Genomic DNA, 23206 nt, shown 5'->3' with positions numbered 1-23206 from the left:
TCCAATGTCTTCCTGGGTCATTCTGGTCGACAACCTCAAAGACCTCTCCAACACGGAAACGCCGCACAAGGTCATGACCGTCCGGGAGTATCTGACGCACCCGAAACTGTTCACCGGAGCCAAGCCGACCATCCTCAACCTGGCGCGATCCTATGCCTATCAGGGCGCTGGCTATTACGCGTCGCTTCTGGCTGAAGCGCGTCAGCACCGGGTGGTGCCGGTTGTCGAGACCATGATCGAACTGTCCCGCAAGCAGCTCTACCAGCATGCCTTGCCGGAACTTGAAGACCGGCTGAACCGCTGCCTGCGCAAGATGACACCGGAAGCTGCTGGTGCGGTCTCGCGGTTGTTGATCTATCTCGGCCAGGTTGGCGATCCCACGCTTGAACCGTTCGCCCGGCTGCTGTTCGACTGGTTCCGCGCGCCGGTGCTGGAGGTTCTGCTGGAAGAGGGCGAATGGCGCAGCATCAAGCGCATCCGCGTGCTGGCGGTGAACGATCTTGAAGCCGATGAACGCGCGCAGTTTCTGGCAGCGGTCGAAACTTATACGACACGTCCCTGGCGGGCGCCGAAACAGCGTGCCTTGATGAAATATTCGATGGCTGTTCTGTCCGACCCCAAGGAAGAACTGCCGCCGTCTTCCATCGCCTCGCTGAAGCATATGGCCAAGGTGGCCGCGCGCCACGGGGTTGAAGTCGTGCCGATCGGCAAGGGGGATCTCGACAAACTTGCGCAATACGATGCCCTGTTCATTCGCGAGACCACCAACATCGACAATCACACCTACCGTTTTGCCCGGCGCGCCGTGCAGGAAGGCATGCCGGTGATCGATGATCCGGTGTCGATGATCCGTTGTACCAACAAGGTCTATCTGACCGAGCTTCTGGCAAGCCACGGCATCGCGACGCCCAAGACCATCGTGCTGTCGTCTCTGAAAGAGGCCGGCGATCTTGAAGCCAAGCTCGGCTCGCCGATTGTCCTCAAGATCCCTGACGGCTCCTTCAGCCGTGGCGTGTTCCGTGTGACGGGCGCCGAGCCCATCAAGGAGAAGCTGAAAGAGCTTTTCCAGGAAAGCGCCATTTTGCTTGCCCAGGAATATTGCCCGACGGATTTTGACTGGCGCATTGGTGTGCTGGACGGCGAACCGCTGTTTGCCTGCCAGTATCTCATGGCCAAGAAACACTGGCAGATCGTGCGGCACGAGACTGGCAAGAAAGCCGTTGAAGGCGGGTTCAAGACGGTTTCCATGGCCGAAACGCCACCGGCGGTGATCGATATCGCGGTTCGTGCGGCCCGCCTGATCGGTGACGGTCTTTATGGTGTCGACCTGAAGGTGATTGGCGAGCGGGTGGTGGTCATCGAGATCAACGACAATCCCAATCTTGACCACGGGGTCGAGGATCTGGCCGAAAAGGACGCTGTCTGGGATCAGCTTATCCGCTGGTTCGTGCGCCGCCTGGAGGCGCGCTAGGGCAACACCGGGTGCCAATTCAAGGGAAATGCTTCGGAAAAGGTTGCCGGATTAGTTTGAATCCCGTATGCCCGGCCCGTTCCATTTCCTTTGAACAGCTTACCTGCCTTGTCTGCAGGAGTGAGCAGGAGAAAACCGATGATTGAACTTACTTTCCCCGACAATTCCGTGCGCGAATACGAGCCAGGCACCACAGGCCTCGCCGTCGCCGAAGGCATTTCCAAATCGCTGGCAAAAAAGGCCGTGGCGATGGCCCTCGACGGGGAACTGAAAGATCTCACCGACCCGATCAGCGGCAATCACCAGATCGAGATCGTCACCCGCGACGACCCGCGCGCCCTGGAACTGATCCGCCACGATGCGGCCCACGTCATGGCCGAAGCCGTGCAGGAACTGTGGCCCGGTACCCAGGTGACCATCGGTCCGGTGATCGAAAACGGCTTCTACTATGACTTCAAGCGCGTTCACCCGGACACGGGCGCCGACTGGCCGTTCACGCCGGAAGAGCTGCCGGTCATCGAAAAGAAGATGCGCGAGATTATCGGCCGCGGTGCGCAGTTCACCAAGGAAGTGTGGAGCCGCGACGAAGCCAAACGCTATTTCGCAGCCAAGGGCGAAACCTACAAGGTCGAGCTGGTCGACGCCATTCCGGAAGATCAGGAACTGAAGATCTACAAGCAGGGCCAGTGGCTGGACCTGTGCCGGGGCCCGCATATGGTCTCTACCCGGCAGATCGGCGATGCCTTCAAATTGATGAAGGTGGCCGGCGCATACTGGCGCGGCGACAGCAACAACGAAATGCTGACGCGCATCTATGCAACAGCCTGGCACAGCGAGAAGGAGCTCAAGGCCTACCTTCACATGCTGGAAGAGGCCGAGAAGCGCGACCACCGCAAGCTGGGTCGGGAAATGGACCTGTTCCACTTCCAGGAAGAAGGCCCGGGCGTTGTCTTCTGGCACCCGAAGGGCTGGGACATGTTCCAGAGCCTGATCGCCTACAAGCGCCGGGTTCTGAAGGACACCTACAAGGAAGTGAACGCGCCGCAGGTGCTGCACACGTCGCTTTGGGAAACATCCGGTCACTGGACCTGGTACAAGGAGAATATGTTCTCCGTGCAGTGTGCCGATCCGGAAGCCGAGGACGAGCGCGTTTTCGCGTTGAAGCCGATGAACTGCCCCGGCCATGTGCAGATCTTCAAGCATGGCCTGAAGAGCTACCGCGATCTGCCGATGCGCCTTGCCGAGTTCGGCATGGTGCACCGCTACGAACCGTCGGGTGCGCTTCATGGTCTGATGCGCGTGCGCGGCTTTACGCAGGACGATGCCCATGTGTTCTGTACCGAAGAGCAGATGGCGGACGAGTGCCTGAAGATCAACGACCTGATCCTGTCGGTCTATGAAGACTTCGGCTTTGACGAGATCGTGGTGAAACTGTCCACCCGCCCGGAAAAGCGCGTCGGCACCGATGCTGCGTGGGATCATGCCGAAGCGATCATGTCCGACGTTCTGAAGCAGATCGAAGCCCAGTCGGGTGGCCGGGTGAAAACCGACATCCTGCCGGGCGAGGGCGCTTTCTATGGTCCGAAGTTCGAATACACCCTGCGCGATGCCATCGGCCGTGAATGGCAGTGCGGCACGACGCAGGTCGACTTCAACCTGCCGGAACGCTTTGGGGCCTTCTATGTCGACAAGGACGGCGAGAAGAAGACGCCGGTGATGATCCACCGCGCGATCTGCGGTTCCATGGAACGCTTCCTCGGCATCCTGATCGAGAACTTTGCCGGACATTTCCCGCTGTGGTTTGCCCCGCTCCAGATCGTGGTCGCGACGATCACCTCGGAAGCCGATGACTACGGCCAGGAAGTGGCGGATCTGCTCAAGGCAAAAGGTCTCAAGGTCGAGACCGATTTCCGCAACGAGAAGATCAACTACAAGGTCCGCGAACATTCGCTGGCCAAGGTTCCGGTGATCATCGTGTGCGGCATGCGTGAAGCCGAAGAGCGGACCGTGAACGTGCGCCGTCTGGGGTCCAAGGACCAGACCCCGATGGGCCTCGACGAGGCGATTGCAGCGTTCGTCGAAGAAGCGACGCCGCCGGACCTGAAGTAAGGTTTTCCCTGGCCTTAAGGGAAAATCTGACAGCTTGCACATTGCCCTGGCATCAGGGCAATGTGCTGTCACAATCATGAAACAGGATGTCTGGTATTGGGTTCCGGATTTGCTACCGTTTCATCAGGGTCAAGACGACTGCCGTGAACTACGCTGAATTCAGTTACGCCAATCCTCAGCATCCACCGCTGAAGCGCTGGACCATCCGCACCATCGAAGGACTTTCCGGCCGCCGGAAGCTGGTGAGCATCTATGAGGTGTGGAAGGAGACGATGGTCGGGACGTCCGACTACATCTGGAACGACCTTCTTGGCCTGATCAACCTCAACGTTTCGGTCGCCGATGGCGAATGGCCGCCAAAAGACCTCCCCGAAGGTCCTCTGGTTCTTATCGCCAACCATCCCTATGGCATCGGCGACGGACTTGCGATCCTGGCGCTTGCGGAAAAGCTTGGCCGTCCATTCAAGATCCTGATCAACAACGAACTGCTGAAGGTGCCCGAGGTCCGGCCGTTTTCTCTGCCGGTTGATTTCGAGGAAACCAAGGAAGCTCTCAAGACCAATATGGCCACCCGCAAGGAGGCTCTGCGTCTCTTGCAGGAAGGCACGACGATCATCGTGTTTCCGGGTGGGGGGGTGGCAACGGCCGCCAAGCCGTTCGGGCGGGCCGAAGAACTGCCGTGGAAGACCTTCACCGCCAAGATGATCCGCTCTTCAAGAGCAACCGTTCTGCCGCTTTATTTCGACGGACAGAACTCCTGGCTGTTCCACCTGGTCAGCAAATACTCTCTGACCCTTCGCCTGGCGCTGCTTGTGCGCGAATTCCGCCGTATCCTCGGATCCGTGATGACGGCGCGCGCTGGAAGGGCAATCCCGTTTGAAACGCTATCCGGATTTGGGGATCAGAAGGAAATCATGGATTTCCTGCAGACCAAGGTCATGGAAATGGCGCCACCGGCACGCAGCAGGCGTTTGTTGGGCCGGCGCCAGTAATCCTACTCTCAAGATCGGATTTGTGTTGGCCGGAGCGCCCGCTGCCGCTCAGTTGCTGATGCTGGACTGTTGCTGGCTTGCCAGTTCGCTGACGGAGGTGACCACTTCAACTTCGCGGTCTTCTCCCGGCTGCACCTGGAAGGTGTGCAGGTAGGTGCGGCCATTGTTGCGGGCAAGGGCTTCATATTCGCCCTCTGCCAGCACGAAGTCGGGAAATGCGCCTGTTGCTTCCACGACAACATCGCCACCAGGGCTCAGAACGGACCAGGTCGTGTTTGCGATGGCTTCACCGCCGCGTTCATTGACCAGCTTGAGCGTGATGCCGGCGGCCTTGTGGAAGATCGTCGCTTCGGTAAGCTTGCCCGGCAGCACCTGGATGTCTGCGCGGACGACCGCATTCACATCGCCGTATTTGCTGACGACATGATAGGTGTTGGCGCCGAGGCGGAGAATGGAGCCCGGCTTGACGTTGCTGGCAATCAGATTGCGCTCGCCGCGCTGATTGAACTCCATGCCATAGAGATCGAAGGCAACAGCACGTCCGTCGAGGTCTTCACCATCCTTGAGGGCTGCGCCGAACTTGATGCCACCCGCATTGAGCGTCACCATCTTCGACTGAACTTCCTTGCCGATGACGATGCGGTTGGTCGCCTGAGCGTAGCCGTAGGCGGTATGGATCAGGTAAGTGCCCGGGTCGAGACGGAATTCCGCATCACCGCCCTGGGACGTTGCAACCAGTTGCAGGCGCCCGTCCGCATTGGTCGTTTCGGAATAGATCCGCCAGATGAGCCCCTCATTAAGGGGAGGGCTATCGGGCGTCAGCTTTGCCATAAGGTAAAGCGCGCCCTGCCGCAGGCCGCCTTTGACACCAGGTGAGGTCGCGCGGGCGGGGGCATAGGGAACAAGCGTGTCGGAAAAGAGGGGTTCCGGTTCGCGGTCAAGCAGATTGATGATCGGTTCTTCAGAGGGCGTGGAGGGGGCGTTGGGATCCGGTTTTTCCATCGGAGTCGGTGGAACGTCCGATGTCTGTGCCAGCGAGGCAGGGGCCGCGCCCATAGCGATGGCGGCACTCAGCATCAAGGAGACGGCGCTGTTTTTAGCGGCACGCTTCAAAGCTGATCGGCCAGAGAAGGGATCTGAATTCACCATGCCCACGTCGTTATCATTTTGACTCGCAGACTTTTACCAGCCTTTTGAGGCATTCGTCACCCGAAACCGACCCTGGAGATCCGGTCCGCTTTGCCGAGTGCAATTGCACGGGGCCAAGGGTGACGGCTATGTTTCTGTTTTCAGTGCGGTTTTTCGCATTCCCGTCGCGCAAAGGCCATCCGGGAAACAACGACGGCAAAGCCGAGATTCACCGCACTTCGGTATTGTCCTTTAATGCGCCCGGAAATTGGGCAAATTCAAGACGCCGCGATCAAAGTTGACAATTACGGTCAATGAATTACGTGGATCGTACGATTGCAACAGGCGGACAGGATCTATTCATGCCAAGTAACAGCGCCGGATCGTCGGCAACTCTGGAGTTTCTGAGACAGCGGCGCTCACACCCTTGCGTTACCATGACAGTGCCGGGACCGACCGAAGAACAGATCAACGATATTCTGACCATTGCAGCACGTGTGCCTGATCATGGCAAGCTGGCGCCCTGGCGTTTCGTGCTGTACCGGCCGGAACAGGGAAACACGATAGGGACCTGGCTGGCGGACCGATACGAAGCTCTCAGCGGCCCGCTCGACAGCGAGCAGCGGCAAAAGGAATTAACCCGTTTCACCCGCGCTCCGCTGGTGATCGGTGTTCTGAGCCAGGCCGCCCAGCACCCGAAAATTCCGGTCTGGGAACAGGAGCTTTCCGCCGGTGCGGTCTGCATGAACCTCGTCACAGCCGCAGCGGCTTCAGGGTTTGCGTCCCAGTGGCTGTCCGAGTGGTTTGCCTTTGACGAAGAGGCGGCCCGCTATCTTGGCGCGCGCGACGGAGAGCGGTTTGCCGGGTTCATTCATATCGGAACTCCGACACAGCCGCCGTTCGAGCGCCCGCGCCCCAACCTCGCCGACATTGTTTCCACCTGGACAGAGACCAACTGACCCATGTTCTACGAAACGGAAAAAAACGACCACGGCCTGCCGCACAATCCATTCAAGGCGATCGTCGCACCGCGCCCGATCGGCTGGATTTCCTCCTTCGACAAGGACGGCAACGCCAATCTGGCGCCCTACAGCTTTTTCAATGCTGTGTGTGATACCCCGCCAATCGTCATGTTCTCGTCGAGCGGATACAAGGACAGCGTTTCCAACATCGACGCGACCGGCGAGTTCGTCTGCAACATGGCCAGCTTCGGCCTCAAGGATGAGATGAACCAGAGTTCCGCAGCTGTCGCTCACGGGGTCTCCGAGTTTGACCTGGCAGGACTGGAAATGGCCGCCTCGCAACTGGTGAAGGCCCCTCGCGTGGCCAAGGCCGTGACCGCACTGGAGTGCAAGCACCTTCAGACGCAGCGGCTGAAAACCCTGACGGGAGGCGAGACGGACAATTACGTCGTTTTCGGTCAGGTCGTCGGTATCCACATTGACGACAGCATTCTGGTCGACGGCATGGTGGATGTGACGCTTTACAAGCCTTTGTCCAGGCTCGGTTACATGGACTATGCGTCGGTGACCGAGGTGTTCCAGATGGGACGGCCCAAAGCCTGAGGCCTGTTTGCCTGATTGCGGTTTTTAGGGGCGCCGGCCGAGCCGGCGCCTTTTTTCTGACTTGCCGACTCATGAAATTCGGCGTTATTCGAATAATGTAGTCGATATTTTCCTGGTGCGTTTTTCCAAAGGAAATGGCCGGTGGCCTCTTGGCTGTCCACATTACCGGCTTTCGACATAAGTAGATCTGCCCAGGCTCAAAAGAAAAAAGACTCGCCTGTAGTTGCCTAGATCCCTGTCTGTGTGTTGTTAAGGTTTTGTTAACCTTTTGGGCGTGAAAGTTAACGCTGAAAGTTAACGAAGTGATAATTTGGTTCCGTCGAGGAGACAGGGTCATGCGAGTTGCTGACACCGCCTCGATCGCGTCTAGGATCGAGCTTGCGTTTCAGTCTGCGAGTACTTCAACGGGTACGTCATTCGACTACCTGGTCAAGACAGCTGCGCGAGAATCGTCATTCAACCCCACGGCAAAGGCCAGGACATCCAGCGCCACCGGGTTGTTCCAGTTCATTGAATCCACCTGGCTGGAAACGATGAAGGAAGCCGGTCCGAAACACGGTCTTGAAAAATACTCTGATCAGATTCAACGATCCAAGAGCGGCAAGTTCTATGTGAGCGACCCGCAAATGCGGCGGGAGATTCTCGACCTTCGCAAGGATCCGGAAATCTCTTCGATGATGGCAGGGGCGCTTACACAGAAAAATGCGCAGTATCTGGAACGCAGAATCGGTCGTTCCCCGACCGATGGCGAGCTCTATATGGCTCATTTCCTCGGGGCGAATGGTGCCAGCAGGCTGATTGGGGCCGCCGGCGACAGCCCGGACATGCGTGCCGACAAGATTTTTTCCGCTCAAGCCCGTGCCAACAAACCGATCTTCTATCATTCCAATGGCAAGGCCCGGTCGATGCAGGAAGTCTACGAGGTCATCGTTTCCAAACATGACGCCGTGACGATGATTGCTGAAGCCAGCACCAACAAGAACCTGCGGACCTCCGGAGAGCTGAGACAGGTCGCGACGCTTCCCAACGCAAAACCGGCGGAAGGTGCGGCAACGATCAATCAGAAGACCTTCGATCATCTGGCAGGAGACCCGGCAGCGGCGTTCGCCATGCGGTCCAAGCCCGCAGGGCCGGGACAGATTGCGAGAGCCGATACCGGTGGCCCCCAGTTGCCACAGGAAGAGCTGTTTCAGCTTGCGCAGACCAACGTGCCATTGCCTGAGCGGGTTGCGGACCAGGGCGTAACCTCAACGGCGAGCGCAGCCTTCCTGGAAGAGAGTACCGGGGCAGTGACGTCCAATCGTCCGGTTCCGCAGGAAATGCGACAAGCGGCTATCGACGGCGAAGACTTTGATGCGGGCAACAGAGTTCTGTCGGCTTTCCAGGCAACGGAAACAGCCAATCCCTTTGAAGCCCTTTTCCGCAATGATGCGGCTTCGAACCAGGCAGGCGTCAATCCGCGATTCGCATCCGCCTTTGCAGCGGTGGAAGAGGCGGCCCGGTTCAGCGCCCTGTCCGGAGCCTCCAACCAGGTTCAGGCACAGGAACTGGCGCTGGTCAATCAGGGTGGGCCTTTGGATCTGACGCGCTTCCTCCGCCAGAAGGCCGAAGAAGAGCAAAAGGACCTGTTGCCACCGGCCTGAAGCCGGAGAACCTGGCAAAATTATGGTGAACCGATCGTTAAGCCTTTGATGTCAGACTTACAGTCGACACTTGGGAAGATTGTTTTACCGCCATGAATGCACACGACTTTCACCCTCTGAACGAAGTTGACGAGCGCTCCTTGGATATACGGGCCGCGCAAGAATTCGCGGAACGTTATTTGGCAGCCGAACCGGGCAGCCAGGAACAGATCAGCATGGCAGCAGCCCTGACGATACTTCTCGACGATCCCAGCCGCGCCGTCCGCAAGGCGATCGCGAACCTGCTTGCGTCGAGCGCCTACGCTCCCGGTCATGTCGTGCGCTGCCTTGCAAGCGATGTCGACGAAGTGGCTTTGCCTGTTCTGAAACACTCCCCCATTCTGACGGAAGTCGAGCTGGTCGACCTTCTTGCCGAAGGCAGCGACGCCGTTCAATGCGCCATTGCCTCGCGCGAAGGCCTGCCGGCATCGGTGTGCGCCGCCATCTGCGAGGTCGGCTGCGAGCAGGCGTGCAGGCGGCTTCTGGAAAACAGGAGCGCGCGTATTCTGCAGTCTTCGCTTCTGCGTATCGCGCAAAGGTTCGAGGACCGGCCGGATCTGTGCGATCAGCTTCTCAAAACCCGAGATCTGCCGCTGACCACGCGCTACCAGTTGCTGATGCGGCTTGCGCAGAATCTGGACGATCATCCGATCGTGCTGGAGCGGGTTCCGGAAAATCAGCGCCACACTTTCCTGAGCGATGCGGAGGACAAGGTCGTGCTGCGGCTGGCTCTGGAAGCCGGTGTGGACGATCTGCCGGAATTCGTCGAGCATCTGCGGATCAACGGCAAGCTGACCACGCGCTTGTTGCTGCGTGCCGTCTGCTGTGGCCGCCTGCGGTTTTTCGCTGCTGCTCTTGCCAATCTGGGCCAGGTGCCGCTGCCGAGGCTGTGCAAGCTTCTGGTGACGGTTCGCCGGTCGGCGCTGCAAGCCATGCTCCGCAAGGCCGGCCTGCCTCTACGGGCGCACCAGGCCTTCCTGCTGGCCATCGATATTGCCCGGCAGGCGGATGCCGATTTCACCTACGATCTGGCACTGGACGAAGCCCGCATGCTGACGGAAACGCTGCTTTCGGAAATGCAGGACGGTGCCCTGGGCGCCGATGAAGACGTCACCGCGTTCCTGCGCCGCTTCGCCATCGACGTTGCGCGCCTGGAAGCGAGGCTTCTGGTGAAGAACGGCGGACTTCAGGTGACGGCGGCCGCTTAGGCCGCTGTCCACCTCTTAGCGGATTACTTCCAGAAACATTTGAACGGATGAACGTTGCTCTGCGGCTTGTTGCAAACCACCTGTCGCCCGCACGGATGTGTCGCAACAGCGGTTATCTGCCTATAGTTGAAACTGACCAGCCTTCTGGACGAGTCTGTGGGATCGGCCGGGCAAGCGCCGCTTGATTGTGCCGTCTTGCTTGAGGTCGACTTTTCATTTGATTTTGACGGCGTCTCCTGACGCACGGCGATGCACTTGCCGTTCTTCAGTTCCTGGTTTCGGCCGCATGTCAGTGGGCAAACACGGCCTGTCGACTGTTTCAGGCGGTCAAGTATGGTTTCGTCCGGGTCCAGCGACGCAAGTTCGACACCCGCTTCCTTGCCAAATGTTCTCAACGCCTGCCGGCTGCGGTTCCCCCAGTCGCCGTCAACACGTCCAACCGAACACCCGAGGCGGTTCAGTTCCGTCTGCATTGCTGTAGCTAGTTCTTCAGGCGAAAGTGAGCGACTGCTTGAAGGTGCAATTTCCGTTGGCGGGGCGGTTGATACGGTCTCCTGCTGGGTCAGGGCGGCAACCGTTGTCTCCTGCGCAGGGGGCGTGGGGTTGGCGGCTTCCGCGGCCTTGGCTGCCTTTGCCGCAGCGGCGGCAGTAGCTGCCGCTTCCGCCTGCTGTTCAAGCGACGATATCTTCAGCCTTGCAAGTTTGGCGTATATCCCCTCCGGATATTGCTCCAGATAGGTTTCATACATTTCCGGCCGGGTGGCGTTCTGGATCGATTGCCAGAAAGCGATTTCAGCGGAGGTGTCGGGTTTCGCGTTGCGGGCGGCTTCCGCCTCGCCGCGTATCTTGAGCTCATCGATCCGGATCCGGGCGATATCGGCAAACTGGCCGTCCGGGTAGCGGTTAAGGTAGGTCTCGAAATAGGCGATGGATTCGGCAGATTTGATTGAATCCCAGTAGGCCAGTTCGATTTGCGGGTTGATCGCGGGCTTTTCGGGTTCGGCAGGCTGTACCATCTCAAGCTGTTTGAGGATGACTTCGCCTGTCAGCGAGGAATTGTCCCAAGGCACCTGCTGACCCTTGGTTGCCTCCAGCACATCCCGGCGAACCATCACGAGATCTCGGGTAATATCCTGTCCGGGGGTGCCGAGATGTTTTAGCAGGGCCGTGGTGAAGGGGCTGTTCTTGCCTTCGCCATCAAGCGCGACGTTGCCTGGCTGGGTGGCAAAGGAAATCAGAGAGCCGACGCCGGAGCCGATTTTGGCAAGACCCCGGCCAACAGAGCCGGAGCGGGTGCCCATGGATCGTGCCAGATTTTCAGCCAGCGGATTGTTCCGGCAGGCGTCTAGGAATACCAGGTTGACCTTGGTGGAATGCTCCATGGCATTGAGAACAAGATTTGCCGGCATCGCCTCGAATTCAAGATCGACGTAGGAACTCAGTTGGGCGTCGATCGGCACCAGATAGTTCTCGCCATTCACCTGCAGACCATGGCCGGCGTAGAAGAAAAGGGCGAGATCCGCGCCTTCGAGTTTGGCGATGAACTCCCGCACGGTCTTTCGCATGTCCCGAAGCGACAGATCGGTGCCGGTCACGACCTCGAAATCCAGACTTGCCAGTTTTTCGGCCATGCCCTTGGCATCGTTGTCGGGATTGGTGAGCTTGGTGACATGTTCATAACCGGAATTGCCGATCACAAGCGCCACACGGCGTTCGGCATGTGCCGCGCTTGCGGCAAACACAAGAAGCAACAGGCATGCAAGTATCTGCTTCACAGGCGGTTCTCCAGACCTACCGGCTCTCGGGAGTTGGTGAGCAAAACAATGCCATCGACACTCCCTCAGGGCACTTCGGCGAGCCGGGATCGTAATTCAGATCACGCGCTCGCCGGAACATTTCAACTTCGAACGTTTTTCAATCAAGCTTCGACCGATCGGTTAAAGCCAATTGCAGGTCAATATCCAGCTTGCTTTCGAGCCTTTGCAGGCAAGCTTTCTGCCGCATGGGTGCGTCAAGGTCTGTCGTCCGACGCCGGGCACCCTGCCGATGACCTTGTTGCCATAAACAGTCGGGTTGTTCGGGCAACTGTCGGCGGTTTTGGTTTTGGTGCTCGGCTTTGTGCTGTTGTCGGAGGGTTCAGGCTTTCTGGTTGCGACACAGCGGCCGTTCTTGAGTTCCTGGTTCCGTCCACAGGTCAGCGGGCAAACGCGTCCGGTCGATTTCTTGAGCTGATCCAGGATCGCCGGATCCGGGTCGAGCGAGGCCAGATCAATGCCGGCTTCGCGGCCATAGGTTCGTAGTGCCTGACGGCTTCTGTTACCCCAGTCGCCATCAACCCGGCCAACCGAACAGCCGACACGGTTGAGTTCGGTCTGGAGAGCCGTTGCCAGCTCTTCAGGCGACAACAACGTCACCGGGGCTGGCGACGCGGTTGGTAGTTTTTCGTCAGGCGTCAAAGCAGCAACGGTGATTTCGTCATCCAGCTTGGTCGCCGTTCTTTCGGGCGAGGAACTCGCTGCAGACGCGATGGTCTGGGCTTCTGCCTCAACCTGGGCCTTGCGACGCGCTTCAGCTTCCGCCTGACTTTTGATTGACTGGATTTTCAGTTGGGCAAGGTCGGCATAGATGCCGTTCGGGTATCTGCCGAGATAACTCTCGAACATCTCCGTCCGCGTCGAATTCTGGATCGTCTGCCAGTAAGTGATTTCAGCCGTGGTGTCCGGTTTCGCCTGCCTGACCTTGTCGCTTTCAGCCTTTGCCTTGATTTCATCGATCCGGATCCGGGCGATATCAGCGAACTGGCCTTCCGGATAGCGAGACAGATAGGTCTCGAAATAGGCCGCATTCTGCCCGGACTTGATGCTGTCCCAATAGGTCAGCTCGATCTGCGGGTTGATCGTCGGTTTCTTTTCTTCCGGCGGTTCGACTACTTCCATGGCTTTCAGGATGACTTCACCTGTCAGCGAAGAATTGTCCCACGGGACCTGTTGGCCTTTGGTCGCCTCCAGAACATCGCGGCGCACCATCACGAGGTCGCGCGTGATGTCCTGACCGGGGGTGCCGAGATGCTTGATAAGGGCAGAAGTGAAGGGGCTGTTCTTCCCATCGCCGTCAAGCGCGACATTGCCAGGCTGCGTGGCAAAGGAAATGAGGGAGCCGACCCCGGAGCCGATCTTCGCAAGGCCTCTGCCAACAGCGCTTGATCGCGTTCCCATGGACCGGGCAAGGTTCTCTGTGAAGGGATTGTTCCGGCACGCATCCAGAAAGACCAGGTTCACCTTCGTGCTCTGCTCCATGGCATTCAACACGAGGTTTGCGGGCAGCGTTTCGAAGTCCAGGTCGAGATGGGTATCGAGCTGGGCGTCGACGGGGACGAGATAATTCTCGCCATTTACCTGAATGCCGTGGCCTGCATAGAAGAACAGGGCAAGATCCGCGCTGTCGAGCTTCTTGATGAAGGCACGCACCGTCTGGCGCATGTCCCTCAGGCTCAGGTCGAGGCCGGTAACGACATCGAACCCGAGGTCCTCCAGTTTTTCCGACATGCCCTGTGCATCGTTGTAGGGGTTCTTCAACTCTGCGACGTTGGCGTAGCCGGAGTTGCCAATGACAAGTGCCACTCTTCGTTCGGCATGTGCGGAAGTCAAAGACAGCAATAAAAGAAAAAAGAAACAGAATAATTGTTTCACGGCCATTCTCCATGAATAACCGGGATGCTATGCGCGGCTGAATTCTGTGTCAATCAACTCTTTGACCTTGCGGCAGAAATGCCGTTCAAGAACGATCTGGTGGCCGGTCAGGTTTCGTCCTGTTTCGGCGGGAACTGTGCCAGATATTCTTCGGTAACCCCTTGCAGGGTTTTCAGCAGTTCGACACCGGTCTTGTTGGCTTCGTCCTTGGCCCCTTCGGCCACCATGGCGCGAATGGCTTCGACGTAGCGTTCGACAAGAGACAGGGGCAGCTTGTCGGGGGAAGGCACGGTTTCAATCAGATGACAGAAGCTGGCAGCTACCTCGCCGACCAGGGGAAAGCCGAGCGTCAGGGCCTGGCCCTTGATGTTGTGCGCGGCCTGAAAAAGGCCAGCCAGGGTTTCGTCGTTCAGTCCTTCGGCCCGAACGGTTTCCCAGGCGCGAAGCAGGGTGGCGCTTTCGTTGTCCATCCAGGTTCCGAAGTGGGAGGACAAGCGTGCCAGTGCGGCTTCCGCAGCCTTGACCGGATCGAATTTTTTCGCCTCACGGGGTGTCAGCTCCCGAACCTTGCTGCGCAAGTCCGATGGCGGGGACAAGATTTCATATTCCTGGTCCTTGGCAGTGTCGGCCATGACGGCAAATGTCCTCTTTATCCTGGCTTGGTCCGGCCTTGAGAGCGCGCAAGCGGCGTCTCTTGACTACCGTTTGCCGGAGCCTGCGCCCCGCAGTATCGGCAATCATACTTAACAGGGTCTTTCCGCGAGGACGCCTTGAACCTAATAGCGGAACATTTCTGTGAGGATGCGCTCGTCCCAGCCGTGATCGGAATCGAACATGATCACACCTTCCGCCTCTGCCGCCTCACGCACCGCGACATGAGTCACATCACGGATTTCGGTGTGGTCCGCCGACGCGCTGACCGGGCGTTTGAAGGGATCCAGTATCTCGATGTCGACCTTTGCCCCATTGGGCAGAATAGCGCCGCGCCAGCGCCGTGGCCGGAAGGCGCTGATGGGGGTGAGCGCAAGCAATTGGGCGGTGATCGGCAGGATCGGCCCGTGGGCTGAAAGATTGTAGGCGGTGCTTCCGGCCGGGGTGGCGACGATGATGCCGTCGCATACAAGTTCTTCCAGCCGGACACGCCCATCAACGGATATGCGCAGCCGGGCGGCCTGCGACGTCTGGCGCAGCAATGAAACTTCATTGATGGCCAGCGCATGATGAATGCCGTTTGCGGTCGTTGCCGTCATTTCCAGGGGCCGGATCGTCGTGATGTCGGCCAAAGCCAGCCGGTCCTTCAGGTCGAATTCCCGGTATTCGTTCATCAGAAAGCCGACGGAGCCACGATTCATGCCATAGATCGGCTTGCCGCTGCCCATGTGCCTGTGAAGCGTTTGCAGCATCAGGCCATCACCGCCAAGCGCCACGATAACATCGGCCTCAGCCACGGGAACGTTGCCGTATCGGGCGGACAGATCTTCCTGTGCCTTGAGCGCTTCCTCCGTGTCGCTGGCAACAAAGGCAAGCTTGTCGGTGGAAACCGGACGGAAGTGTTCGGCACTGTTAGGAGGCGCGGATTGGTACATGAGCCGGGAAGTCTTTGCGTCTTGCAGTCTGCCGGCCGGAAAACCGCTCGCGTTGCGAAAAGGCTCCTGGCCGAACTTACGGGAGTAGCACCATAACCGGGTGACAGGCAGAGGTGCAGATAAAATTTGTTTTTCGGTCCGGATTATCTCCGCACGCCGGACGGGCGTCAGTCGTCCGCATCCAGAGATGATCTGAGGGCGGGGGCTTCGAGAGCGCTCTGCGCTGGACAGCGTGGGTTGGCCAGAAGTTCCTGCCATGCATGGAAAGGCACAATGGCCGAACGGATATCATCGATCCTGGCAGACATGATACCGGCAACCCGGAGCCCGTTCGGCGTTTCGACCAGAAGCGGCCCACCAGACGCGCCTGCTTCCGACGCGCAATCCGTCACCCAAGTTTCCTCCGTCGTGCCCAGCACGCGGCAGGCAGGCACTACAGTAGGCAGGAAACGGCGGCTGCGGCGATAGCCCGCGGATTGAAATCTTGTCTCCTTGGTCAGTATCGCGGCTTCTTCCGGAGCCAGAACCGGAACGGGCGGCAGTGTGCTTGGTTCTTTGAGCACTATGAGGGCGACATCCTTGTGGAGGTCCCGCAGTTTGGGTTTCGGCGCCGGCTCAAAGCCTTGCGCCGTGATTGCGCAAGCGGGAACCAGGCGGGCAGAGTATTCGTCCCGGCGAACACCGGCGATGAACAGGAGGTCGTCAACCGGCAACGGTCTGCCTGTCGATCTGTTGTAAAGGCAATGGGCGGCGGTGAGCACGAGATCGGGTGCGATCAGCGTTCCGGTGCACATGGCTGTAGACTTGAAACCGGCAAAGTTGACACGGCCGATGGACGTCCAGGGGGCATCTGCCGAGTCGATGACCTTGAGTTCGATTGCGGCGGCAGATGCCGGTTTGAGCCAGAACAGCGCGACGGCAGCAAGGGCGATGGCGCGCAGACATAACCGTCCTGCAAATCTAAACCGTCGATTGCTCCGCATTGTCGTCTGCATGCCTCAACGCCCTCGTGGAGGGCTCATTTTGCTGCTCCCCGCTTAATGCGGCCCTAAGAGGAACGGCGAAAGTTCGCCCTATTCCCGGTAGTAGTCCCAGACTAGGGTGCGGGCCAGCGTTTCGTCGTTGTGGCGCATTCTGGCGCTCAGCAACGCGTCAAGATCGGCAATGACCTTTTCCGGATTCCGGAGCGCCTCGTTGACCGGAACACCCTGCGTGGGCGCCGCCTTCATGAGAATGTTCGGCAACCCGGAAAAATGCACGAACTGCCACTCCGGGCCAAGCCGGCAAAGGGCAGCCGATGAGCCCTCGTGGGCAGATGCCGGAAACTTATCTGGCCATTTTTTCAGAAACTGCCGGTAGTCGAATTCCCACAAGGCGGCATCGCGCCAGGAGAGCGGCGTTTGGCCGGAAAGATACGGTATCAAGCTTGCGCCGTCCGGGGTGTGCTCGGGGGCGATGTCCAGCAGATCCAGCAGGGTGGGAAAAATATCGGTCGAGGAGGTGAAGGCGGAGACCCGGTTCGCGCCGACGCCTCCCGGTGCGCGGATCATCAGGGGGATGTGGTAGCTCTCGCGATAAAACCCGCCTTTGCCGAGCATCCAGTGGTCTCCCATCATTTCCGCATGATCGGAGGTGAAGATGATCAGCGTGTTGTCGAGTTTGTTCAGCGCCCCAAAAATCCGGCCGAGCTGCGCGTCAACTTCGGTGATCATGCCGTAGTAAAGCGCACGAAGCCGCTTCAGGTCGCGCCGGGTCAGATCGCGGACGAAGGCCGAAGTGCCCGGCATGTGCGTGCCAAGCTGCTGATAATCCTGCAGGGCCGCCACCAAGGGGTGGAATGAAGCTTCGTCGGCAGCGGTCGGCGCGCCTGAAAAGTCGCGGCTGTCCTCGGGATCGTAGAGAGCGTTATAGGGGGCGGGGACGGCAATTGGCGGGTGTGGGCGGAGAAAGGAGACGTGGGCCATCCACGGCCGGTCTTCGTCCTGCTCGCCGAGCCAGGTGAGGAAGGCATCCGTCAGGAAGGCAGTCTGGGTTTCGTCTTTGGCGTATCGGGCCGGTCGGAGGCTGACCTTTTCCCCGTCTTCCGGTTCCACGTGATGGATGGTCGAAAAACCAGCCGGATCGTGACCGCGTGCGGCCATCCAGGACAGCCAGGGCTTGTCGTCCTCAGCCAGGGGCTGACGCACCCAGAAGCCGGGCAGAACACCTTCGTAGGTTGACAGTACGGGGTCGTTCGGATGATGCAGGCGCGGGTCCGGCGAGGTGTCGGTATAGCCGAACAGTGTCGGCGTATATCCGGCCCGGCGGGCGGCACGGGCGATGTTATCGAACCGGTCGTCCAGTGGCGCCCCGTTCCAGACGACCCGGTGGTTCATCTGGTAGAGCCCTGTGTAGAGCGATGCTCGAGCGGGGGAGCAGGGAGCCGTTGCCGCATAGTGCTGCTCGAAGACGGTTGCCGTTTCGGCGAAGGCATCAAGGTTCGGCGTCTGGACAACCGGGTGACCAACGGTACCGAGGCAATCGCCCCGCCACTGGTCCGCGGTGATCAACAGGATGTTGGGACGGGTCATGCCGCTTCCAGTTGCTCGATCAGGGTCGGCAAATCCGCGACCGTATCGATCACGTAATCCGCACCGGCTTTCTTGAGCTGTTCCGTTGCATGCTGGCGCAGGGCGTCAACCTCATTCTCCGAAAGTGCGGCGAGCTCTTGCGGTGTCTTGCCGGCGTAGTTGCCGGACAGGGCAAGGCCCACCGTCAGGCAGCCGGCCGCGACACCTTCTGCGATGCCGGGTTCGGTATCGTCCACCTTGATGACCGCGCTTGGCGGATAGGCCACCAGATCGACAAAGCACTGATACATGCCGAGCGGGCCGGGACGGCCTTCCGGCAAGTCGTCGGCACAGATGAGATTGTCGGGTTCATAGCCCTGTTCGGCAGCTTTCGGCAGGACGCGCTCCATGATCGAGCGGGTGTAGCCGGTGGTCGAGCCGATTTTCATGCCCCTTGCGCGCAGGGTTCTGACCACATCGGCGGCTCCCGGTACCAGGTCGGCGAAATCGGCGACGACTTCCTCGTTCATCGGCACGAAGATCTTGTAGACCTTGTCGACATCGGCATCCGTCGGCGTATGGCCGTATTTGGCGGTCCATTGGGCGCTTATGTCCGGATCGTCCATCATGGAGCGGATATGGTCCCATTTGGGTTTGCCCATGGGGCCTCGGGCCTGGTCAATAGTTGCGGTAATACCGAATGTCTCGAAGGCCTTTACGAAGACACCCATTGGGGCGAAGGAACCGAAATCGATCATGGTGCCGGCCCAATCGAAGACCACGGCTTTGAACTTGCTCATTTTCATTCCTCACGCGTAGAGATCGGCAATGGTTTCCTCGCCAATGGCGAAGGCGGTTGAAGCGCCGCAACCTGCCGTGACCACGACAATGCGGGTGGCATCGTCCGGCGCATCGGTGAAGCGCCAGCGGTCGGGGGCAGAGGCATAGGTGCCGATCCAGGTTTCAGAGATGTCGTAAGGGCCAAGATCGAGGATCGTCTCCATCTCGCCCAGGATCAGGTCGTTCACGGTCTTGTCGATGAACGGATCTGGGGTCGCGCTGTAATGATGGCTGTCGCCGACAACCAGGCTGCCGTCTTCGGACTGGACGACAATCAGATGAATGCCATTGTCTCGCTGATCGGTCATCTCCCGGTCCAGCCGGGCTTTCAAGGGAGCAGCCTCTGGGAGTTCGGCATAGCCAAGGTACCGGGCAAGGCCGAGATCGGACATGACGGCGGTGCCAAGGTCGAGGCGTTGGCGAGGGGCGACGCGCAACATCTGCAGTTTGCAGCGTGTTACTTCATAGGCAGCGATCCGGTCAGAAAAAAGCGTCGTGCCATCGTCGCCGGGGCAGACGATCACTGTCTGCGCGTGCACCGTTCCGCGTGAGGTTTCCAGTTTAGGCGTTTCGACGGAATTGACGCTTGTCTGCCAGAGAAAGTCGACCGCATGTACCTCTTCCAGCCAATTGGCGATCCGGGGCAGGGCATCCCTGGATTCCACTCTGATTTCGAAAGGCGAATAGAGCGCGCAGGTGATTTTGTCCTGTCTCAGCCGGGGAACCTTGAGGGCGGCTTCAGAGGGCGTCAGGCGCTGGCAGTCCGCACCCATTTCGGTTTTCAGAAACGCGTCGATGACAGCTTCGGATTCCGGCAGGTGGGCCGTCATGGTCAGACCTTCGTGCAGGAGCGGTATGCGGGCGGCATCCGCCACTTCCGCCCAAACCTGACGGCTGCGCAACGCCTTCTGCCAGCAGTCGCCTGCCTGTTGGCCAGTCACTGTCACGAAGCCGAAATTGCGGATGGAAGCGCCGTTGGCGTAACTATCTCGGTCGATGACGATGACGCTCTTGCCGCGCCTGGAAGCTGCGAGGGCATGCGCAAGTCCGACGATCCCTGCGCCGACGATCGCAAGGTCATACGATTTTTGTCTCATTCCGGGCAGCTCTCAGTTTTTTGTGTTTCTGTTTGGTCTTGAGAATTCGAACTCTTCGGTGAAATGGCAAGCCACGAAATGCTCTGATGCGACCTCGCGCCATTCGGGAACCTCGCTGGCACAGCGCTCCCTGGCAAAGGGGCAGCGACTGTGGAAGCGACAGCCGGAGGGGGCGTCGAGCGGGTTCGGGATTTCGCCCTCCAGCCTGATCGGATTGAAGTCCGCATCCGGGTCGGCCTGAGGGATCGCGGACAGAAGCGCGTGCGTATAGGGATGTTTCGGCTCGAAGAAGAGTTTTTCGGTTGGGGCGTATTCCACGAACTTGCCGACATACATGACAGCCACCCGGTGACTCATCTGCGCAACGACCGAAAGATCGTGCGCGATGAACAGAAAGGCGACGCCCATCTCTTCCTGAAGATCTTTCAACAGGTTGACTATTTCTGCCTGGATTGAAACATCAAGCGCGGACACGCTTTCATCGCAAACGACAAAATCGGGCCTGGAGACGAGCGCGCGGGCAATGCAGATGCGCTGACGCTGACCGCCGGAAAAGGCGTGTGGAAACCGGCGCAGGTGTTCCAGGTTCAGTTTGCAGCGTCCTGCGATCTCACGCACCCGGGCGTCGATGGCGTCGCGGTCCTTCATCATGCCGGAGGCGATCAGCGGCTCGGCGATGATATCGCGAACGGTCATGCGCGGATTGAGGGAAGAATAGGGGTCCTGAAACACCAGGCTCATCTTGGAGCGGAACAGGCGCAGGCGGTCGGCCGCAAGTGTCGACAGTTGAACGGGGCCTTCCGAAAAGACCATATTCATGTGCTGGCGGAACTTGCGGAGTTCTTCGCCTTCCACCCGGGCCAGATCGACATCGTTGCCATTGGTGTGAAAGACCACGTCGCCGCCGGTCGGGTCGATGGCGCGCAGGATCGCGCGGCCGACAGTGGTCTTGCCGGAACCGGATTCGCCGACAAGGCCGACAGTCTCGCCGCGCTTGATATCGAAGGAAACGCCGTCAACGGCGCGTAACTGCCGAACCTCGGAGGAAAACAGCTTCTTCTTCCGGATCGGGAAGAGAACCTCAAGGTTCTTCACTTCAATCAGGATATCGCTCGTGCTCATGCAGCGCTCCTTCCACCCTGCACGTCGCTGTGCAGCCAGCAGCGGACAGAGCGTCCGGCAACCGGAGAGACTTCAAACGGTGTGTTGATGTCGCAGATGCCGCTGATGAAGTCCGGGCAGCGCGTGTGGAACGGGCAGCCGGTCGGCCGTTCCGTCGGGCTCGGGATGTCGCCCGGTACGGGCGACAGTCGGTCGTGCAACGTGTCGAGGCTCGGGATCGCCTTCAAAAGGCCCTGGGTATAGGGGTGTTTGGGAGAGCGGATCACGTCGCGGGTCGCACCGCGCTCGACAATCGTGCCGAGATACATCACCGCGACCTCGTCGGCTATCTGGGCGATGACGCCAAGGTCGTGGGTGATGAAGATCATGCCCATGCCGAGATCGCGCTGCAGGTCGCGCATCAGGTCCAGCACCTGGGCTTGAATGGTGACGTCCAGGGCGGTGGTCGGCTCGTCGGCAATCAGGAGTGCGGGACCGGCGGAGAGCGCCAGTGCGATCATCGCCCGCTGACGCATACCGCCGGACATTTCGTGCGGATATTGATCGATGCGTTCAGACGGATTGGAGATGCCGACCTTCTCCAGCATTTCGACGGCGAGTTCCCGGGCTTCGCGCTTGCCGCAGCCGCGGTGCAGGCGGATCGTCTCCATCATCTGGTTGCCGATGGTGTAGACCGGCGAGAAACTTGCCATCGGCTCCTGGAAGATCATGCCGATTTCGCCGCCGCGGAGCTGGCGCAGGGATCTGGCGTTCGGCTTGATCTTGTGGATCTCGACCTCGTTGCCGTCCTTGGCACTGTAGGTGATGCGGGTTTCGCCGGAGAGTGACGCATTGCCGGGCAGTAGCCGCATCAACGCCTTGGTGGTGATCGACTTGCCGGAGCCGCTTTCGCCGACAAGGCCGAGGGTCTTGCCGGGCTCGACCTTGAAGCTCACACCCTGGACCGGCGTGATCAGGCCTTCGTCGGTCCGGAAGGAGATGGAGAGGTTTTCAACGTTCAGCATTGGGGCTTTCCTACCGGGCTTCGCTATAGGGATCGGCAGCGTCACGCAGGCCGTCGCCGATGATTGTGAAGGCCAGAACGGCAACCACCACGAAGACGGCGGGGATGAACAGCCAGGGGGTCTGCTCGATCACGCGCACGGACTGGGCCTGCTGCAACAGGACGCCCCAGGAAACGGTCGGTGGCCGCAGGCCGAGGCCGACGAAGGAAAGCGCGGTTTCGGACAGGATCATGTAGGGGAAGGAAATCACCAGATCGACGATGATGAAGCTGGTGAAGCTTGGCAGCATGTGCTGGCCGATGATGCGACCCGGGCGCGCGCCTGCCAGCCTGGCTGCGATCACATAGTCCTCGCCGCGGATCGACAGAAGCTGGGATCTGATCCTGCGGGCAAGTGTCGGCCAGCCGAAGAGCCCCAGGATCAGCGTCATTGCGAAATAGACCTGCGTGGTCGACCATTCCTTCGGCATGGCCGCCGCCAGGCCCATATAGAGCGGGATGATCGGCACCACACGCACCACTTCCGTGACACGCTGGATGACATTGTCGGTCATGCCACCGGCGTAACCGGCAATGCCACCTATCACGAGCGCCAGAACGAACGAGATCAGCACGCCGAGGACACCGATGGAGAGCGAGGTGCGGGTCGCATACATGGTGCGGGAGAAGACATCCCGGCCGAGGTCGTCCGTGCCCCACAAATGCAGTTTTGCATCCGGTTCAGACAGGCCGAAAAGATGAATGCTGGTGGGAATGACACCCAGGATCCGGGTGGCTTCGCCGGTGGCAAAAAAGGTGACATAGACCCGTTTGTCCGGATCGGGCACCGAAATGGCGCGCAAGGTCACCGGGTCGCGCCTGGTGCTGACACTGTGGATGAAGGGCCGGGCGGAGCAGCCGTTCTGGTCGCAGAACATCGGTATCTGCGGTGCGCCGTCGATATACATGGTGTCGCGGGTCGTCGGGCCGTAAGGGGCGACAAATTCAGCGAAGAGGCCAAGGAAGGCCATCAGGCCCAGGATCAGGCTGGCCACCATGGCGGCCCGGTGGCGGCGGAAGCGCCACCAGATCAGGGTCCATTGCGAGGCTGAATAATATTTCAGCCGCTTCTGGCGGTCCTTTTCTTCCTGTTTGGCGAGAGCGCCTGCGGTTGCGTCCGTCATGG

19 protein-coding genes are annotated in these 23206 nt (G+C 59.5%); 7 read left to right on the top strand and 12 right to left on the bottom strand.

The window, feature by feature from the left end; all coding sequences use genetic code 11:
* The first annotated feature begins 4 nt into the window (after nucleotides 1-4).
* The 3 genes from SIAM614_RS17560 to SIAM614_RS17550 all read left to right on the top strand — a co-directional run bounded on the left by SIAM614_RS17560 (nucleotide 5) and on the right by SIAM614_RS17550 (nucleotide 4572).
* Nucleotides 5-1471 carry a RimK family alpha-L-glutamate ligase gene (locus SIAM614_RS17560; RefSeq protein WP_006936569.1) on the top strand — a complete coding sequence of 489 codons (1467 nt, stop codon included), beginning with the start codon at nucleotides 5-7 and terminating at the stop codon, nucleotides 1469-1471.
* A 138-nt stretch (nucleotides 1472-1609) separates the two neighbouring features.
* Nucleotides 1610-3580: a threonine--tRNA ligase gene (thrS, locus tag SIAM614_RS17555; RefSeq protein ID WP_006936568.1), complete on the top strand. Its 1971-nt coding sequence runs from the start codon at nucleotides 1610-1612 to the stop codon at nucleotides 3578-3580.
* Nucleotides 3581-3666: 86 nt separating this feature from the next.
* Nucleotides 3667-4572 carry a lysophospholipid acyltransferase family protein gene (locus SIAM614_RS17550; protein WP_006936567.1) on the top strand — a complete coding sequence of 302 codons (906 nt, stop codon included), beginning with the start codon at nucleotides 3667-3669 and terminating at the stop codon, nucleotides 4570-4572.
* A gap of 48 nt (nucleotides 4573-4620) precedes the next feature.
* Here the strand turns inward: SIAM614_RS17550 and SIAM614_RS17545 are convergent, their stop codons facing one another.
* Nucleotides 4621-5721 carry a hypothetical protein gene (locus SIAM614_RS17545; protein ID WP_208984020.1) on the bottom strand — a complete coding sequence of 367 codons (1101 nt, stop codon included), beginning with the start codon at nucleotides 5719-5721 and terminating at the stop codon, nucleotides 4621-4623.
* Nucleotides 5722-6062: 341 nt separating this feature from the next.
* Between SIAM614_RS17545 and SIAM614_RS17540 the strand changes: the two genes are divergently transcribed.
* The 4 genes from SIAM614_RS17540 to SIAM614_RS17525 all read left to right on the top strand — a co-directional run bounded on the left by SIAM614_RS17540 (nucleotide 6063) and on the right by SIAM614_RS17525 (nucleotide 10155).
* On the top strand, nucleotides 6063-6659 hold the full coding sequence (locus SIAM614_RS17540; RefSeq protein WP_040440537.1) for a nitroreductase family protein: 597 nt from the start codon (nucleotides 6063-6065) through the stop codon (nucleotides 6657-6659).
* A gap of 3 nt (nucleotides 6660-6662) precedes the next feature.
* Complete coding sequence (locus SIAM614_RS17535) at nucleotides 6663-7265, top strand: flavin reductase family protein (protein WP_006936564.1); 603 nt, start codon at nucleotides 6663-6665, stop codon at nucleotides 7263-7265.
* Nucleotides 7266-7600: 335 nt separating this feature from the next.
* Complete coding sequence (locus tag SIAM614_RS17530; RefSeq protein ID WP_040440499.1) at nucleotides 7601-8908, top strand: transglycosylase SLT domain-containing protein; 1308 nt, start codon at nucleotides 7601-7603, stop codon at nucleotides 8906-8908.
* Nucleotides 8909-9087: 179 nt separating this feature from the next.
* A complete protein-coding gene (locus SIAM614_RS17525; RefSeq protein ID WP_208984019.1) occupies nucleotides 9088-10155 on the top strand; it encodes a DUF2336 domain-containing protein in 1068 nt (355 codons plus the stop codon).
* A gap of 23 nt (nucleotides 10156-10178) precedes the next feature.
* Here the strand turns inward: SIAM614_RS17525 and SIAM614_RS30670 are convergent, their stop codons facing one another.
* The 11 genes from SIAM614_RS30670 to SIAM614_RS17470 form a co-directional block, all read right to left on the bottom strand.
* The gene (locus SIAM614_RS30670; RefSeq protein WP_006936561.1) at nucleotides 10179-11930 is read right to left on the bottom strand and encodes a caspase family protein; all 1752 of its coding nucleotides are present in this window, start codon (nucleotides 11928-11930) and stop codon (nucleotides 10179-10181) included.
* A 162-nt stretch (nucleotides 11931-12092) separates the two neighbouring features.
* Complete coding sequence (locus tag SIAM614_RS17515) at nucleotides 12093-13775, bottom strand: caspase family protein (protein ID WP_006936560.1); 1683 nt, start codon at nucleotides 13773-13775, stop codon at nucleotides 12093-12095.
* A gap of 176 nt (nucleotides 13776-13951) precedes the next feature.
* Nucleotides 13952-14476 (bottom strand): Hpt domain-containing protein, encoded by a 525-nt coding sequence (locus SIAM614_RS17510; RefSeq protein WP_006936558.1) that lies wholly within the window; start codon nucleotides 14474-14476, stop codon nucleotides 13952-13954.
* 144 nt (nucleotides 14477-14620) lie between these two features.
* Nucleotides 14621-15430 (bottom strand): NAD kinase, encoded by an 810-nt coding sequence (locus tag SIAM614_RS17505; protein WP_006936556.1) that lies wholly within the window; start codon nucleotides 15428-15430, stop codon nucleotides 14621-14623.
* A gap of 167 nt (nucleotides 15431-15597) precedes the next feature.
* Nucleotides 15598-16425 (bottom strand): trypsin-like serine peptidase, encoded by an 828-nt coding sequence (locus SIAM614_RS17500; RefSeq protein ID WP_006936554.1) that lies wholly within the window; start codon nucleotides 16423-16425, stop codon nucleotides 15598-15600.
* A gap of 78 nt (nucleotides 16426-16503) precedes the next feature.
* Nucleotides 16504-18000 carry a sulfatase-like hydrolase/transferase gene (locus SIAM614_RS17495; protein ID WP_006936552.1) on the bottom strand — a complete coding sequence of 499 codons (1497 nt, stop codon included), beginning with the start codon at nucleotides 17998-18000 and terminating at the stop codon, nucleotides 16504-16506.
* The gene (gene phnX, locus SIAM614_RS17490; RefSeq protein WP_040440498.1) at nucleotides 17997-18779 is read right to left on the bottom strand and encodes a phosphonoacetaldehyde hydrolase; all 783 of its coding nucleotides are present in this window, start codon (nucleotides 18777-18779) and stop codon (nucleotides 17997-17999) included. The genes SIAM614_RS17495 and phnX overlap by 4 nt, the downstream gene beginning before the upstream one ends.
* Nucleotides 18780-18788: 9 nt before the next feature.
* Nucleotides 18789-19916 (bottom strand): TIGR03364 family FAD-dependent oxidoreductase, encoded by a 1128-nt coding sequence (locus SIAM614_RS17485; protein ID WP_006936548.1) that lies wholly within the window; start codon nucleotides 19914-19916, stop codon nucleotides 18789-18791.
* 12 nt (nucleotides 19917-19928) lie between these two features.
* Nucleotides 19929-21038: an ABC transporter ATP-binding protein gene (locus SIAM614_RS17480; protein WP_006936547.1), complete on the bottom strand. Its 1110-nt coding sequence runs from the start codon at nucleotides 21036-21038 to the stop codon at nucleotides 19929-19931.
* Nucleotides 21035-22042, bottom strand: coding sequence for an ABC transporter ATP-binding protein (locus tag SIAM614_RS17475; RefSeq protein ID WP_006936544.1), 1008 nt, complete (start codon nucleotides 22040-22042; stop codon nucleotides 21035-21037). Before SIAM614_RS17475 ends, SIAM614_RS17480 begins: the two co-directional genes overlap by 4 nt.
* Nucleotides 22043-22052: 10 nt before the next feature.
* Nucleotides 22053-23204, bottom strand: a complete 1152-nt coding sequence (locus SIAM614_RS17470; protein WP_006936542.1) for an ABC transporter permease — start codon at nucleotides 23202-23204, stop codon at nucleotides 22053-22055.
* Nucleotides 23205-23206: the final 2 nt, after the last annotated feature.

Origin of the sequence: Roseibium aggregatum IAM 12614 (assembly GCF_000168975.1) — a bacterium.
In the GTDB taxonomy this organism is placed as follows: domain Bacteria; phylum Pseudomonadota; class Alphaproteobacteria; order Rhizobiales; family Stappiaceae; genus Roseibium; species Roseibium aggregatum.
The sequence above is the reverse complement of the archived record's forward strand: the minus strand, read 5'-3'. Positions and strand labels throughout refer to the sequence as shown.

Excerpts from the sequence above, each read along its gene's own strand:
- SIAM614_RS17560 (WP_006936569.1), top strand. The coding sequence starts at position 5 with ATGTCTTCCTGGGTCATTCTGGTCGACAACCTCAAAGACCTCTCCAAC.
- SIAM614_RS17475 (WP_006936544.1), bottom strand. The coding sequence starts at position 22,042 with ATGCTGAACGTTGAAAACCTCTCCATCTCCTTCCGGACCGACGAAGGC.
- SIAM614_RS17485 (WP_006936548.1), bottom strand. The coding sequence starts at position 19,916 with ATGAGACAAAAATCGTATGACCTTGCGATCGTCGGCGCAGGGATCGTC.
- SIAM614_RS17535 (WP_006936564.1), top strand. The coding sequence starts at position 6,663 with ATGTTCTACGAAACGGAAAAAAACGACCACGGCCTGCCGCACAATCCA.
- SIAM614_RS17495 (WP_006936552.1), bottom strand. The coding sequence starts at position 18,000 with ATGACCCGTCCCAACATCCTGTTGATCACCGCGGACCAGTGGCGGGGC.
- SIAM614_RS17540 (WP_040440537.1), top strand. The coding sequence starts at position 6,063 with ATGCCAAGTAACAGCGCCGGATCGTCGGCAACTCTGGAGTTTCTGAGA.
- SIAM614_RS17530 (WP_040440499.1), top strand. The coding sequence starts at position 7,601 with ATGCGAGTTGCTGACACCGCCTCGATCGCGTCTAGGATCGAGCTTGCG.
- SIAM614_RS17550 (WP_006936567.1), top strand. The coding sequence starts at position 3,667 with ATGTCTGGTATTGGGTTCCGGATTTGCTACCGTTTCATCAGGGTCAAG.
- phnX (WP_040440498.1), bottom strand. The coding sequence starts at position 18,779 with ATGAGCAAGTTCAAAGCCGTGGTCTTCGATTGGGCCGGCACCATGATC.
- SIAM614_RS17505 (WP_006936556.1), bottom strand. The coding sequence starts at position 15,430 with ATGTACCAATCCGCGCCTCCTAACAGTGCCGAACACTTCCGTCCGGTT.
- SIAM614_RS17545 (WP_208984020.1), bottom strand. The coding sequence starts at position 5,721 with ATGGTGAATTCAGATCCCTTCTCTGGCCGATCAGCTTTGAAGCGTGCC.
- SIAM614_RS17510 (WP_006936558.1), bottom strand. The coding sequence starts at position 14,476 with ATGGCCGACACTGCCAAGGACCAGGAATATGAAATCTTGTCCCCGCCA.
- SIAM614_RS17470 (WP_006936542.1), bottom strand. The coding sequence starts at position 23,204 with ATGACGGACGCAACCGCAGGCGCTCTCGCCAAACAGGAAGAAAAGGAC.
- SIAM614_RS17480 (WP_006936547.1), bottom strand. The coding sequence starts at position 21,038 with ATGAGCACGAGCGATATCCTGATTGAAGTGAAGAACCTTGAGGTTCTC.
- SIAM614_RS17500 (WP_006936554.1), bottom strand. The coding sequence starts at position 16,425 with ATGCAGACGACAATGCGGAGCAATCGACGGTTTAGATTTGCAGGACGG.
- thrS (WP_006936568.1), top strand. The coding sequence starts at position 1,610 with ATGATTGAACTTACTTTCCCCGACAATTCCGTGCGCGAATACGAGCCA.